This window comes from Microbacterium atlanticum (genome assembly GCF_015277815.1).
Classification (GTDB): Bacteria; Actinomycetota; Actinomycetes; order Actinomycetales; family Microbacteriaceae; genus Microbacterium; species Microbacterium atlanticum.
In genome coordinates this window covers 2,589,203-2,602,508 of sequence record NZ_CP063813.1, presented here as the reverse complement: position 1 = coordinate 2,602,508, position 13,306 = coordinate 2,589,203, and the positions used below count along the sequence as shown (strand labels likewise).

Annotated in this window: 14 protein-coding genes and 1 pseudogene; 6 read left to right on the top strand and 9 right to left on the bottom strand. The window is 71.5% G+C overall.

The annotated features are described in order from the left end of the window. Window positions 1–16: 16 nt before the first annotated feature. Both cydB and IR212_RS11925 read right to left on the bottom strand, forming a co-directional pair. Window positions 17–1,045, bottom strand: coding sequence for a cytochrome d ubiquinol oxidase subunit II (cydB, locus tag IR212_RS11930; RefSeq protein WP_194396120.1), 1,029 nt, complete (start codon window positions 1,043–1,045; stop codon window positions 17–19). 18 nt (window positions 1,046–1,063) lie between these two features. Continuing rightward, window positions 1,064–2,509 (bottom strand): cytochrome ubiquinol oxidase subunit I, encoded by a 1,446-nt coding sequence (locus IR212_RS11925; RefSeq protein ID WP_194396119.1) that lies wholly within the window; start codon window positions 2,507–2,509, stop codon window positions 1,064–1,066. Between the two features lie 261 nt (window positions 2,510–2,770). Between IR212_RS11925 and moaA the strand changes: the two genes are divergently transcribed. Both moaA and fdhD read left to right on the top strand, forming a co-directional pair. After that, window positions 2,771–3,832 (top strand): GTP 3',8-cyclase MoaA, encoded by a 1,062-nt coding sequence (gene moaA / locus IR212_RS11920; RefSeq protein ID WP_194398661.1) that lies wholly within the window; start codon window positions 2,771–2,773, stop codon window positions 3,830–3,832. Window position 3,833: 1 nt separating this feature from the next. Next, window positions 3,834–4,763, top strand: a complete 930-nt coding sequence (gene fdhD / locus IR212_RS11915; protein WP_194396118.1) for a formate dehydrogenase accessory sulfurtransferase FdhD — start codon at window positions 3,834–3,836, stop codon at window positions 4,761–4,763. Between the two features lie 3 nt (window positions 4,764–4,766). Here fdhD and IR212_RS11910 read toward each other — a convergent pair whose 3' ends face one another. Together IR212_RS11910 and IR212_RS11905 are read right to left on the bottom strand one after the other, a co-directional pair. Then, window positions 4,767–5,375, bottom strand: a complete 609-nt coding sequence (locus IR212_RS11910; protein WP_194396117.1) for an ArsR family transcriptional regulator — start codon at window positions 5,373–5,375, stop codon at window positions 4,767–4,769. 366 nt (window positions 5,376–5,741) lie between these two features. Continuing rightward, complete coding sequence (locus tag IR212_RS11905; protein ID WP_194396116.1) at window positions 5,742–6,332, bottom strand: Dps family protein; 591 nt, start codon at window positions 6,330–6,332, stop codon at window positions 5,742–5,744. 167 nt (window positions 6,333–6,499) lie between these two features. On the opposite strand from IR212_RS11905, the pseudogene IR212_RS17255 reads away from it, so the two are divergent. From IR212_RS17255 to IR212_RS11895, 3 genes and pseudogenes are all read left to right on the top strand, one after another. Continuing rightward, window positions 6,500–7,312: pseudogene (locus IR212_RS17255) on the top strand (amidase); the annotation flags it as partial. Window positions 7,313–7,455: 143 nt separating this feature from the next. Further along, entirely contained in the window at window positions 7,456–7,932 is a 477-nt protein-coding gene (locus IR212_RS17250) for an amidase family protein (RefSeq protein WP_273542095.1), read from the top strand. Window positions 7,933–7,951: 19 nt separating this feature from the next. Next, window positions 7,952–8,881 (top strand): SDR family oxidoreductase, encoded by a 930-nt coding sequence (locus tag IR212_RS11895; protein WP_194396115.1) that lies wholly within the window; start codon window positions 7,952–7,954, stop codon window positions 8,879–8,881. A gap of 28 nt (window positions 8,882–8,909) precedes the next feature. Here IR212_RS11895 and IR212_RS11890 read toward each other — a convergent pair whose 3' ends face one another. Beyond that, entirely contained in the window at window positions 8,910–9,110 is a 201-nt protein-coding gene (locus tag IR212_RS11890) for a hypothetical protein (RefSeq protein WP_194396114.1), read from the bottom strand. 159 nt (window positions 9,111–9,269) lie between these two features. On the opposite strand from IR212_RS11890, the gene IR212_RS11885 reads away from it, so the two are divergent. Beyond that, window positions 9,270–10,019 (top strand): sulfurtransferase, encoded by a 750-nt coding sequence (locus IR212_RS11885; RefSeq protein ID WP_194396113.1) that lies wholly within the window; start codon window positions 9,270–9,272, stop codon window positions 10,017–10,019. Between the two features lie 94 nt (window positions 10,020–10,113). On the opposite strand, the gene IR212_RS11880 is transcribed toward IR212_RS11885, so the two are convergent. From IR212_RS11880 to IR212_RS11865, 4 genes are read right to left on the bottom strand one after another with little or no spacing between them, the layout of a single operon-like run. After that, the gene (locus tag IR212_RS11880) at window positions 10,114–11,028 is read right to left on the bottom strand and encodes an ABC transporter substrate-binding protein (protein ID WP_194396112.1); all 915 of its coding nucleotides are present in this window, start codon (window positions 11,026–11,028) and stop codon (window positions 10,114–10,116) included. 25 nt (window positions 11,029–11,053) lie between these two features. Continuing rightward, the gene (locus IR212_RS11875; RefSeq protein WP_194396111.1) at window positions 11,054–11,785 is read right to left on the bottom strand and encodes an ABC transporter permease; all 732 of its coding nucleotides are present in this window, start codon (window positions 11,783–11,785) and stop codon (window positions 11,054–11,056) included. Beyond that, complete coding sequence (locus IR212_RS11870; RefSeq protein WP_194396110.1) at window positions 11,782–12,456, bottom strand: ABC transporter permease; 675 nt, start codon at window positions 12,454–12,456, stop codon at window positions 11,782–11,784. The genes IR212_RS11875 and IR212_RS11870 overlap by 4 nt, the downstream gene beginning before the upstream one ends. After that, window positions 12,453–13,277 (bottom strand): ABC transporter ATP-binding protein, encoded by an 825-nt coding sequence (locus tag IR212_RS11865; protein WP_194396109.1) that lies wholly within the window; start codon window positions 13,275–13,277, stop codon window positions 12,453–12,455. Before IR212_RS11865 ends, IR212_RS11870 begins: the two co-directional genes overlap by 4 nt. Between the last annotated feature and the right edge of the window lie 29 nt (window positions 13,278–13,306).

Here is a 13,306-nt window from a genome sequence, read left to right as displayed (position 1 = left end):
TCGAACGCGGGATCGGTCAGTGTGCCACCGCCGCCGCCTCGATGCGAGAGCGGGTGATGCGCTTGCGGAAGATCCAGTACGTCCATCCCTGATATGCCAGCACGAGCGGCAGGAAGATGAGCGCGGCCCACGACATGATCGTCAGGGTGTAGTCGGTGCTCGAGGCGTTCTCGATGGTGAGCGAGCCGGCGGCATCCGTCGTCGAGGGCATCGCGTACGGGAACAGCGCGAACCACACCGCCAGCACCGCCCCCACGATCGTGAACGCGCCGAAGCCGAACGCCCACCCCTCGCGCCCGCGCGCGTTGGAGAGCCACGAGGCGATCAGCAGCACGGCGGCGACCGTCGCCAGGGCGGTCGTGACGACCGCGAAGTCGCGGTCCTCGCCGAAGGCCAGCAGGACCGTCCACGCCAGGAAGACCGCCGCGACGACGATCGTGAGGAGGCCCGCGCGGCCCGCCAGCCGCCGCGCGTCCGCGGCGACCTGGCCGTCGGTCTTGAGGGCGACGAAGTACACGCCGTGCGTGAAGAAGAGCAGCAGCGTCGTCAGGCCGCCGAGGAGCCCGTACGGGTTGAGGAGCGTCAGCAGCGATCCGGTGAACTCGTGGGCAGCGTCCAGCGGCACGCCCTGCACGATGTTCGCCACGGCCACACCCCAGAGGAACGCCGGCACCGCCGAGCCGATGACGATCATCCGGTCGAAGCCGGCCTTCCATCGCAGCGAGTCGCGCTGGTGGCGGTACTCGAACGAGACCCCGCGGAGGATCAGCGCGAGCAGGATCAGCAGGAGGGCGAGGTAGAAGCCGCTGAACAGCGTCGCGTACCACTCCGGGAACGCCGCAAACAGGCACGCCCCGGCGACGATGACCCAGGTCTCGTTGAGGTCCCACACCGGGCCGATGGTGTTGATGACCTGACGGCGGCTGACATCGTCCTTGCCGAGGAACGGCAGCGACATGCCCACGCCGAAGTCGAAGCCGTCGAGCACGAAGTAGCCGACGAAGAGGAATCCGACGATCCAGAACCAGAGGTAGGCGAGATCCATGACGTTGCTCCGGGGCTCCTAGTAGACCGTCGTCGGGGTGTCTTCGACCGCCAGGGTGCGCGGGTCGGGTGCATCCGGACCGGGGAGGGGCTCGGGGCCCTTCTTCGCGGTCTTCATGATGAGCCCGACCTCCACGATCGCCAGCGCGGCGTAGATGAGGGTGAACGCGGTGAGCGAGATGAGCACCGTCCAGCCGGGCACCGAGGGCGAGACGCCGTCCTCGGTGAGCATGAGGCCGAACACGATCCAGGGCTGCCGGCCCATCTCGGTGAAGACCCAGCCGACGAGGATCGCGAACAGCGACGCGGGCCACGCCCAGATGGCGAGCTTCCACGCCCATGCCGGCACCTCGCGCCTGGCCTTCTTGCGCGTCAGCCACAGCCCGACGACCGCGGTCAGCGCCGCGATGCCGCCGAGGCCGATCATCCAGCGGAACGACCAGTAGGTGACCCAGAGGATGGGCGCGAAGCTGCCGTCGACCCGGTCGGCGAACTCGGGGAAGAGCTCCGTCGTGTACTGCATGTTCAAGTCGTTGATGCCCTCGACGCAGCCGTCCAGGGAGTGCGTCGACAGCAGCGCGAGGAGGTACGGCACGCGGATGGAGAACAGTTCGGTCGACCCGTCCGGAGTCCCGAGTGTGAACACCGAGAACGAGGCATCCGCCCCGCACGCAGCGTCGAACATGGCCTCGGCGGCCGCCATCTTCATCGGCTGCGTGGCGACCATCACCAAACTCAGCTGGTCGCCCGAGATCGCGACGCCGCCGAAGGCCACGATCATGCCCCATAGCCCGTACTTGAGCGCCGACCGCATCATCTCGACGTTCTGCTTGCGCAGGAGGTGCCAGGCCGAGATCGAGATGATCACGCCCGCGGTCATCATGAAGGCCGCGAACAGCGTGTGCGGGAGCGCCGCGAGCGCCACCGGATTGGAGAGGACCGCGAAGAAGTCGATCATCTCGGCGCGTGAACCGTCATCGGCCATGCGGAAGCCGACGGGATTCTGCATGAAGGCGTTGGCGGCGAGGATGAAGTAGGCCGAGAACCAGGCGCCGATCGTCGCGATCCAGATGCTCGCCAGGTGCAGGGCCCGAGGCAGCTTGTCCCAGCCGAAGATCCACAGGCCGATGAAGGTCGCCTCGAAGAAGAACGCCATGAGGCCCTCGAAGGCCAGCGGAGCGCCGAAGACGTCGCCGACGAACCGCGAGTACGCCGACCAGTTCATGCCGAACTGGAACTCCTGCACGATGCCCGTGACGACGCCCATCGCGAAGTTGATGAGGAAGATCTTCCCGAAGAAGCGCGTGAGGTGGAGCCACTTCACATCTCCGGTGCGGAACCATGCGGTCTGGAAGATCGCGACGGTCAGCGCCATGCCGAGCGTCAGGGGCACGAAGAGGAAGTGGTACAGCGTCGTGAGGCCGAACTGCCAGCGCGCCAGCAGGAGAGGGTCCAGCAGATCCACGATGCGTTCTCCGATCGCTCAGAACGTGGTCTGACCACAGTAGCATGTGGTCAGACCACACGGGCGTCACTCCCCGCAGAGTGCCCGTCACGACTCAGCGTCGCAGAGACGCGAGCACCGGCACGGCTCGCGCGCCGTGAATAATGCGCGTACCGCGGGCGCCGGGGTCGCACAACGCGGCTACCCTCGAACCATGGCGAGTCGGGCGAGGCGAACGGAGTCGTGCGCGTGAGCGCGATCCCCGTCACGATCGGACGACGGATGCCGCTGCCCTCGGCATCCGCGCTCGCCGCTGCCGAGCCGGTCGGGCTGGGCGCACCGCTGGTCGACACCCACGGGCGCGTGCACCGGGACCTGCGGATCTCGCTCACGGACCGGTGCTCGCTGCGCTGCACCTACTGCATGCCCGAGCAGGGCAACGAGTGGCTCGCGAAGACGAGCATCCTCACGCTCGACGAGATAGAGCGCATCGCGCGGGTGGCCGCCGCCGACGGCATCACGACGTTCCGCCTCACCGGCGGCGAGCCGCTGCTGCGGACCGACATCGTCGAGGTGGTCCGGCGCCTCGCCGCGATCACCGGCCCTTCCGGCGACCGTGTCGAGATCGCGATGACGACGAACGGCATCCGCCTCCCTGACCTGCTTCCGGCGCTGGTGGATGCAGGCCTGCAGCGTCTGAACGTCTCGGTCGACACCCTCCGCCGCGACCGCTTCCGCGCACTCACCCGGCGTGACCGCCTCGACGACGTGCTGGCGGGAATCGCCGCCGCCGAGGCATCCGGCCTTCGTCCCCTCAAGCTCAACGCCGTGGCGATGCGCGACGTCAACGACGACGAGCTGGTGGACCTCGTGGAGTTCGCGATGCGCCACGACGCGCAGATGCGCTTCATCGAGCAGATGCCGCTGGACGCCGGCCACACCTGGGACCGCTCGCGCATGGTCACTCAGGACGAGATCCTCGACGCCCTCTCGGCGCGGTGGGCGCTCACCCCCGTGCCCGGACGCGGCGGCGCCCCTGCCGCGCGCTGGCTGATCGACGGCGGGCCGCACTCGGTGGGCGTCATCGCCTCGGTCACCGCCCCCTTCTGCGGCGACTGCGACCGGCTGCGCCTGACCGCCGACGGCCAGCTGCGCAACTGCCTGTTCTCCACGACCGAGTACGACCTGCTGCCGGTCCTGCGCGCCTCCTCGGCCGATGACGCCGTCGATGCCCGGATCGACGGGATGCTGCGCTCCTGCGTGCGCGGGAAGATGCCGGGGCACGCCATCAACGACCCGTCGTTCCTGCAGCCCGCGCGCGGCATGAACGCGATCGGCGGCTGACGTGGGGCGCTTGAGCACCCGGACCCCGGTGACCCGGATCGCGCTGGGCGCCGGCGGCGCCGCGGTCCGGCGCCGGGCGGACACCGTGGTCGTCGAGGAGCCCCTCGAGATCCGCATCGGCGGCGAGCCGCTGACCGTCACGATGCGCACGCCCGGGCATGATCTCGAGCTCGCCGCCGGCTTCCTCGTCTCGGAGGGCGTCATCGGGCAGGGGCGCGACATCCGGTCTGCGATCCACTGCGGCGGTCCGGGCACCGGAACCGTGCCCCCGCCCGCCGCCGTAGCGCCGCCCCTTAACATCGGGCCGGCCGTCGCCGGCACGGCCGCGGCGAGCGAGAACACCTACAACGTCCTCGACATCGCGCTCGCGCCTGGCGTGGCGCCGCCCGTCACCGACATCGCGCGGAACTTCTACACCACCAGTTCGTGCGGCGTGTGCGGTACGGCCTCGATCGAGGCGATCGAGAAGTCGTCCCGGTACGACGTGGCGACGGATGCCGCCTCCGTGCACGCCGCGACCGTGGCAGCGCTCCCGGACGCGCTGCGGGCGGGGCAGGCGGTGTTCGAGAAGACCGGAGGCCTGCACGCCGCCGCCCTCTTCGACGCGACGACGGGTGAGCTCCTGGTGCTGCGCGAGGACGTGGGGCGCCACAACGCCGTCGACAAGGTCGTCGGGTGGGCGCTCCTGGAGGACCGCCTTCCGCTCGAGGGCTCGGTGCTGCAGGTGTCGGGACGGGCCAGCTTCGAGCTGGTTCAGAAGGCGGTGATGGCAGGCATCCCGATCCTGTCCGCCGTGTCGGCTCCGTCGTCGCTCGCCGTCGAGCTGGCCGCCGCCTCCGGGCTCACACTCGTGGGGTTCGTCCGCGGCTCGTCCATGAACGTGTACTCCCGACCGGACCGGATGGTCGTTCCGGACGCGGCGCCGGCCTGACCCTCAGGCGCCGGACGCGGCGAGCTGCACGACGCACCGCGTCGGGTCGCATGAGGGCGCGATCCCCCCGACGCGCAGCGGTCCGCCGGCCTGGGCGAGCACGCTGTCCATGAGGCCGACGTGCACGCCGCACAGCACGCCGCGGTGCGCGGCGGAGGCCGCGTGCGGGCAGGGCGTGAGGTCGACCGTCAGCGCGCGCTCGTCGACGAGGGGGTCGAAGCCCGCGTCGCCCAGGTCCTCCACGAGTGCGTCCAGCTGGTGCAGGGCTTCGGTGCCGAGGTCGGCACCGGAGTCCTCCCCGTACACGCGGCGGAGGAGGTCACCGCGGCGCGCGGCCTCCTCGGCCCGGCGGATCGCCACCGGACTCGACGCCTGCTCCGCGCCCGTCGCCGCCGAGTACAGCACGCGCGGGCGACCGCGCGTGGTGCGCCGTTCGGTCTCGGCGATCACGTAGCCGGCGTCCATCAGCCGCTGCACGTGCTCGCGGACGGTGTTGGCGTGCAGCCCGGTCGCCTCGACCAGCTCGGCGACGGCGCGCCGGGGGCGCTCCTGCAGCAGCCGCATGATCTCGACGCGCGAATAGCTCGAGATCGCGCTGTATCCGCCGGCCATGCCCCCATCTTCCCAGGCTTCCGCCGGCGCCCCCTCCGCGCGCGGCGGACGCCCGGACGCCCGTCAGCCGAGGCGGCCGAAGGTCAGCTCCATCTCCGCCATCTCCATCTCCGCCGTCGCCGCAATGAGGGCGCGCAGCTCCGCGTCGGCTCCCGGGGAGAACTCCTCCGGGCGCTCGGGCGCGATCTCGATGGGCGCGCCTTCGGGTGCCTGCTCGGTCGCGTCGACCTGTTCCGCCCGATCACTGACCCCGTAGCCCGAGGCGGCCGCCGGCAGTGCACTGCGTCGCCACCGCCGCCGGATGAGCCCGGAAACGGCGCTGCCCGCCGGTCTGGGGACGGGCGGGCAGCGTCAGGGCGCCTGGGATCACCGCTGCGGGGTGCGGTTCTCCGCGCTCACCATCCACGAGAGCTGCTCCACCCGCTCGAGGATGGCGTGCAGGATGTCGGCACTCGTGGGGTCTTCGTCGTCGACGTCGTCGTGGACATCGCGGCACGTCGAGGCCACGGCATCCAACCGCTCCGTCATCAGGTCGACGACCTCGGTCGTCGCGATCTCGCCCTGTGGGAACTCCGGCAGGGTGGTGGTCTGCGCGACCTCGTCGCTGCGCCCGTCGGGAAGGGCGTGCAGTGAGCGCATGCGCTCCGCGACGGTGTCGGCGAAATCACGGGCCGCCTCGATGATCTCGTCGAGCTGCAGGTGGGTGTCGCGGAAGTTGCGGCCCACGACGTTCCAGTGCGCCTGCTTGCCCTGCAGGGAGAGCTCGATGAGGTCCACGAGCACCTTCTGCAGGTTCTCGCTGAGCGACTCGGAGGCGGTGAAGCCGCGCTCGGCGTTCTGCTCGGGCGTGAGCTCGGCGCCGGCTCCGCCACGCGCCGTCCGGCGCTTGCTGCGGGCGGCCCCGGAGGAGGTCGTGCTGGTCTTGTCCGTGCTCTTCTTCGCGGTCGTGGTCGCCACTGTCGCTCCGTTTCGTGATCGCCTCTCGCGGGGGACCGGCCGAGTGGGATCCCCGCCGCGCTGGATGCTTCCTCGACGGTAGCCACCGGTCGCCACGCACACCCGGGGATTGCTCTTCGCGTGGCGGCGTGCTAGCAGTGGCGCGTCACCGCCGGTGGCGTGGTGGGATGGAGCCGATGACTTCGCCTGTCCTGCCTTCCGCCGCCGACATCGCTGGTGCCGTGCGCCGCGGCGAGACCACCGCGGTGGCCGTCATCGAGCGGCATCTGCGAGTCATCGCGCGCCGCAACCCCGACCTCAACGCTCTCACTGTCGTCTTCACCGAGCAGGCCAGGGCGACAGCCGCGGAGGTTGATGCCGCGGTCTCGGGACGCCGTGATCCCGGCCCGCTCGCGGGAGTGCCCTTCTCGGTGAAGGAGAACATCGACCTGACCTGGTCGGCGACCACGAACGGCTGGCGCGGCCACGCCGCCGCCGTGCCGCCGCGCGACGCTGCGGTCGTCCGGCGGCTGCGTGCCGCCGGAGCCGTTCCCGTCGGGCGCGGCAACATGCCGGACTTCGGCATGCGGTGGGACACCGACAACGACCTGTTCGGTCGCACGGTCAACCCGTGGAACCCCGGGCGCAGCGTCGGCGGCTCCAGCGGCGGCGACGCCGTCGCCGTGGCGACCGGCATGAGCGCGATCGCGCTCGGAAACGACTTCGGCGGCTCGCTGCGCATCCCTGCGTATGCGACGGGGGCCGTCGGGATGCGCCCGTCGCGCGGGCGCGTTCCACGGGCCGCCGTCCAGGGCCGCCCGGTCGCGCTGACGCTGCAGGAGTTCTCGGTCAACGGTCCGCTGGCCCGCCGGGTCGACGACGTCGCGCTTGCGCTCGGTGTCATGAGCGGGTGGGATGCCGACGACCCGGTGTCGGTCGACGCTCCGCTCGTGCGCGCCGACGCCGTTCCGCGCCGCGTCGGGGTGGTTCGCCGGCCCGGGGGCATCCCGGTCGACCCCGACGTCGCGGTCGGCATCGAACGCGCCGCTGAGGCACTCGCGCCTCCGGGTGGGAGACGGTCGAGCTCGACCCGCCCCTGCTCGAGGAGGCCGCCGTCGTCTGGCGTCGGCTGTCGTGCACCGACATGCTCATCTCGCTCGACCCGGCCGAGCTCGGCCTCCCCCTCGGACGCTCGGCGACACGCTTCCTCCGCGACAGCACCGCGGCGGCGGTGCCCTACGAGACGGCGCGGGAGTACGCCGACGCCTGGGCTCGGCGCGCCGTGATCGCGGCGGAATGGCGGCGCCTGCAGGTCGACGTGCCCCTCATCCTCGGGCCGGTCTCGACCACGCGGATGCGCGAGCCGGACTACGACCTCGGCGGCCCGGCCGCCGCCGACGACGCCTGGCGGGCCCTGTGGCTCACGGTGGCGGCCAACTTCCTGGGGCTGCCGGCGATCGCGCTCCCCACCGGAATGGGCGGCGACGGCATGCCGGCCGGCGTGCAGCTCATCGGCCCGCCGCACGGCGAGGAGGTGGTCCTCGCCGCGGCGCGGGCGGTGGAGGCCGGCGTGAGTCCGGTGGGCGTCGTATCAGCGGCATCCGTCGTCTCTCCCGACTGATGAGCCGAGTGGAGAACCCATGACACCCGCCCCTCCCGCGCCCGTCGCGCTGCCCGATCTGCGCGGGCGCACGGCGCTGATCACCGGGGCGAGTGACGGCGTCGGGGTCGAGATCGCCCGCGGTCTCGCCGCGGCAGGTGCCGACCTCGTGCTCCCGGTGCGCAGCCGCCCGAAGGGTGAGCGCGCGGTGGCGCAGCTGCGCGCCTCGGCGCCGGGCGGACGTATCGAGCTGCGTGATCTGGACCTCGCCCGGCTGGACTCCGTGGCAGCGCTCGCCGCCGACCTCGCCTCCGAGCGCGCGCCGCTGGACATCGTCGTGCTCAACGCCGGCATCGTGCTTCTCGGTGACCGTCGCCGTCGCGAGAGCGCCGACGGGTTCGAGCTGCACTTCCAGACGAACTTCCTCGGGCACTTCGCGCTCACCACCGCGCTTCTGCCGTTGCTGCGTGCACGCGCGGCGCGGGTCGTGGTGCAGCTCAGCCTGGCCGCGGGTGCGGCCCGGGTCGCGTGGGGCGACCTCCAGAGCGAGCGCCGGTACGCACCGCTGCGCGCCTATGCGGCCTCCAAGGTCGCGCTTGGGCTCTTCGGCTACGAGCTGGCACGCCGCACCTCCGGGGACCACGGGCCGCTCACCGTGCACCTCAGTCACCCGGGGATCGTCCCCGGCACCGGGATCGCCCCTGCGCTGCGCGAGCGTGCCCGAGACGGCCGTGCGGCGGCCCTGGCAGAGCGCTGGGGCAACACGCCGGCCGCGGCCGCGCAGCCGGCTCTGCTGGCGGCGGTGACGGATGCTGCGCCCCCGTGCTTCTTCGGGCCCGCGGGTCCGTTCCACCTCGGTGGTCCCGCCGCCTCTCAGCGGCCGTACCGCCGCCTCGCCGATCCGATCGCCGGATCGCGTCTCTGGACCGTCGCCGAGGGACTGCTCACCGGGCGCGCGCCCGCGTCCTGACGGCCGCCGCGCCGCGCGCAAGCACGGGTCAGGGGAACGGCGTCTCCGGCGTCTGCGGCAACGTCGGCTCGGCCGGGTTCGGGGCAAGCGGCTCGTCGGGCCACGGTGCCGGCGGCTCGGTGGGCCGGCCGGGCGACGGGTCGGCGCGCTCCGGTGCCGGCGGGCCGGGCGGCGCCTCTCCGGGGGGAACCTGACCCGGCATGGGCTCGGGGACGGTGGGGTCGCTCATGTCGCTCCTCGGCTCGAAGGGCGGTTGTCACCGCTGTCGTCCTCCCACCCTCGTTCGCGCGCCCGCCCCGAGGGAGGGTCTTGACCGCACCGCGTCGGCGGAGTACCCCGGCCGCGTCAGGGGCGCGGAGCGAACGGGGTGCGTCCGTAGGCTGGAGGTGTGGCATCCGTTCTCAACACCTCGGCGTACCTGTTCACGCGCATCGCCGAGCCCGGCGCCCTGCGGCCGGCGCTGCGCGACCGCGCCGTCGCCGCCGGGCTGAGAGGCACGATCCTGCTGGCGGAGGAGGGCATCAACCTCTTCCTCGCGGGCGATCCCGGCGACGTGCGTGACTTCGTCGGGCACCTGCGGGCCGACCCCCGATTCGCGCGACTGGGTGTCAAGGAGAGCTGGTCCGACGAGCAGCCCTTCGCGAAGATGATCGTCAAGGTCAAGCGCGAGATCATCCGGATGAACCACCCGACGATCCGGCCCGGCGCCGAGCGCGCCCCCGCGGTGGCGCCGGAGACGCTGCGCCGCTGGCTGGACGAAGGGCGCGACGACGCGGGGCGTGAGGTGGTGCTGCTCGACACGAGGAACGCCTTCGAGGTCGACTACGGCGCGTTCGACGGCGCGCTCGACTGGCGCCTCGAGCGGTTCACGCAGTTCCCGGATGCCGCGGCCGTGGCTGCGTCCGAGCTCATGGGCAAGACGGTCGTCAGCTACTGCACCGGCGGCATCCGCTGTGAGAAGGCCGCGCTGTACCTGCGGGAGGCGGGCGTCCAGGCGTATCAGCTCGACGGCGGCATCCTGGGCTACTTCGAGCGCGTGGGCGGGGCCCATTGGAGCGGGGACTGCTTCGTGTTCGACGGGCGCGAAGCCCTCACCCCCGATCTGCGGCCGCGGATGACCGCGACGGCGTCGGGATGACGAGGATCACCGCGCGCTGAGCTGCGCCCGCGGCCGGGCGCGCCGCGGTACGCGAGAAGAGCCGGGGACCGCCCGGCCCTTCTCGCGTCTCGGATCAGTCGAGCCCGTTCTCGGCGAGCCAGGCCGCCGCGATGTCGTCGGAGGACATCTGGTCGACGGTCGACTGCACGTTGAGCGCGACCAGGCCCTCGGGGGTGAGGGCGGCGCTGACCGCGTTGATGACGTCGGCGATCTCGTCGGCGAGGTCGGCGCTCACGACCGGGACGACGTTCGAGGCGAGGAACAGGCCCTCGGGATCTTCGAGCGTGACGAGGTTCTGCGTCTCGATGAGCGGATCGGCGCTGTAGACGTTCGCGACCTGGATGTTGCCGGCGACGAGCTCGTCCACGGTGGTGTCACCGGTCGCCTGGAACGCGACGGTCACGCCGTAGACCTCCTCGAGACCCGACGGACCGTACGGGCGCTCCTCCAGCTCCGGCGCGCCGCCGAGCACGAGTCCGTCGATGCCGGCGAGGTCGGCGATCGAGACGAGATCGTTCTCCTCGGCGAACGCCGCGGTGACGTTGTACGAGTCCTGGTCGGTCGCGGACGACTGGTCGAGCACGGTGATGCCCTCGGGCAGCGCCTCCTGCAGCGCGGCGTAGACGTCGTCCGAGGTCGTGGCGGTGGTGTCGGCGTCGAAGAACTGCAGCAGGTTGCCGGTGTACTCGGGGAACAGGTCGATCGACCCGTCCTCGATCGAGGGCATGTAGGCGTCCCGCTGGCCGATGTTGAAGTTGCGCTCGACCTCGAAGCCCGCGCCCTCGAGCGCCTGCGCGTAGATCTCGGCGATGATCTCGTTCGAGTAGTACGCCTGCGAGCCGACGACGATCGGGCCCGACGTGCCGGTCTCGTCGGCGGTGCCGTCGTCGCCCGTGAGGGGATCGCCTGAGGCGCAGCCGGCCAGCGCGAGGGCGGCGATCGCCGTCGCGCTGAGGGCGAGCGTCAGGCGGGTGCGTGCTGTGGACATGTGGGACCTCCGGTTGTGGTGAGGGTCAGGCGGGCGTGCTCGCGACGGTTCGCGTGCGCGTCCCGGGGGATCGCTGGGGGGACTGGAGTCGTGCGGTGACACCGCGCGGCACGACGAGGCGCTGCAGCACGGCGAAGGCGCCGTCGAGCGCCAGCGCGAGGACGATGACGACGATCGAGGCGCCGAGGATCTGGGGGAAGTCCCGCAGCGGGATGCCCTGGATGATGTAGTAGCCCAGGCCGCCGAGGCCCACGTAGGCGGCGATCGTCACGGTGGCGACGACTTGAAGCGTCGCGATGCGGAGGCCGCCGATGAGCAGCGGCAGTCCGAGCGGCACCTCGATCTTCCAGAGGACCTGCCATGGCGTCATGCCCATCGCGCGACCGGCGTCGATCACCGTGCGGTCGATCGCCTCGAAGCCGGCGTACGCCCCCGCCAGGATCGACGGGATCGCCAGCAGCACGAAGGCCGTGACGGCGGCCTCGGTCTTGAGGGAGACGCCGAGAACGAGGTAGAGCAGGACGATGAGGCCGAGCGAGGGCAGTGCGCGGGCGGCGCCCGACAAGAACACCGCGAACTCCCGGCCGCGGCCGGTGTGGCCGATGGTCCACCCCGCGGGGATCGCGATGACGGCTGCGATGAGCACGGACCCGAACGTGAAGGCGAGATGCTGCGCGATCGCGGTGGGCAGCGGCAGGCCGTTCGGCCACTGGTCGGGCGAGAAGATCCAGGCGAACGCCTCGAGGAAGTAGTTCACACCGTCACCGCCTGCAGAGCGCGCTGGGCACGGGTCGGCCGGCGCCGGTTCCAGGGCATGAGCAGCCTGCCCGCGACGACGAGCAGCAGGTCGATGAGCACCGCGATCACGACCACGGCCACGACGCCGGCGAGCACCTCGGGGATGATGCGTCGCTGGGACCCGTTGGTGAACAGGTAGCCGAGGTTCTGCACGCCGATGAGGATGCCGATGGTGGCCAGCGAGATGGTGGATGACGCCGTCACCCGGAGCCCTGCCAGCAGCACGGGTCCGGCGAGCGGGAAGTCCACGGTCCAGAAGCGCCGCCACGTGCCGAACCCCACGGCGACGGCGGCTTCGCGCGTGACCGGGTCGACCGATGCCAGCCCGTCGGTGACCGAGCGCGTCATGATGGCGACCGCGTAGATCGTGAGCGCGACGACGAGGTTGGCCTCGGAGAGGAGCGGGATGCCGAACGCGGCCGCGAGGACGGCGAACAGGCCCAGCGACGGGATGGTGTAGAGCAGGCCGACCGTGGCCAGCGTGGGCCCGCGAACCGCGGTGTACCGGAACGCCGCCCAGCCGATCGGCACCGAGATGACGAATCCGAGCACGATCGCGATCAGGCTCTGCCTCAGGTGATCGAGCGACAGGCCCCAGATGAGGTCGAGGTTGTCGAGCACCCAGGTCACAGCGCGTCCTCCACCAGCACCCCCTGCGTGCGGCCGGACTCGTCGACCACGACCGCACCGCGGGGCGTCTCTTTGCGGCGCAGCGCCCTGGCGCCCTTCTCCACCCCGATGAAGCTCGCCACGAAGTCGCTCGCCGGGTTCTCGATGATCTCGTCGGGGGTGCCGACCTGGGCGATGTGGGCGCCTTCCTGCAGGATGACGACCTGATCGCCGAGCAGGAACGCCTCGTCGATGTCGTGCGTCACGAACACGATCGTCTTGTCGAGCTCGCGCTGCAGCCGCAGCGTCTCGGTCTGCAGCTCCTTGCGCACGATCGGGTCGACGGCCCCGAAGGGCTCGTCCATCAGCAGGATGTTCGGGTCGACCGCGAGGCCGCGGGCCACGCCGACGCGCTGCTGCTGCCCGCCCGACAGCTGGCTCGGGTACCGCTCCGCCAGCGCCCGGTCGAGCCCCACGACATCCATCAGCTCGAGCGCCCGCCCGCGCGCCGTCCTGCGCGCGACGCCGCTGAGCACGGGCACCGTCGCGATGTTGTCGATCACCGTGAAGTGGGGGAGAAGGCCCGCGTTCTGCAGCACATAGCCGATGCCGCGCCGCAGCTTCACCGGGTCGCGGCGCGCAATCGGCTCGTCGTCGATGGCGATCACGCCGCTCGTCGGTTCGACGAGCCGGTTGATCATGCGCAGCAGCGTGGTCTTGCCGCTCCCGGAGGAGCCGACGAGGACCGTGATCCGGTGCGCGGGGATGAGCAGGCTGAAGTCGTCGACGGCGAGGGTGCCGTCGGCGAAGCGCTTGGAAACCGCGCGGAATTCGATCGCCATGCTGTCCTTTCGGCGGAGTCCAGAAAACC

Excerpts from the sequence above, each read along its gene's own strand:
- IR212_RS11865 (WP_194396109.1), bottom strand. The coding sequence starts at position 13,277 with ATGGCGATCGAATTCCGCGCGGTTTCCAAGCGCTTCGCCGACGGCACC.
- cydB (WP_194396120.1), bottom strand. The coding sequence starts at position 1,045 with ATGGATCTCGCCTACCTCTGGTTCTGGATCGTCGGATTCCTCTTCGTC.
- IR212_RS11910 (WP_194396117.1), bottom strand. The coding sequence starts at position 5,375 with ATGGCCGGCGGATACAGCGCGATCTCGAGCTATTCGCGCGTCGAGATC.
- moaA (WP_194398661.1), top strand. The coding sequence starts at position 2,771 with ATGCCGCTGCCCTCGGCATCCGCGCTCGCCGCTGCCGAGCCGGTCGGG.
- IR212_RS17250 (WP_273542095.1), top strand. The coding sequence starts at position 7,456 with ATGCTCATCTCGCTCGACCCGGCCGAGCTCGGCCTCCCCCTCGGACGC.
- IR212_RS11895 (WP_194396115.1), top strand. The coding sequence starts at position 7,952 with ATGACACCCGCCCCTCCCGCGCCCGTCGCGCTGCCCGATCTGCGCGGG.
- IR212_RS11890 (WP_194396114.1), bottom strand. The coding sequence starts at position 9,110 with ATGAGCGACCCCACCGTCCCCGAGCCCATGCCGGGTCAGGTTCCCCCC.
- IR212_RS11880 (WP_194396112.1), bottom strand. The coding sequence starts at position 11,028 with ATGTCCACAGCACGCACCCGCCTGACGCTCGCCCTCAGCGCGACGGCG.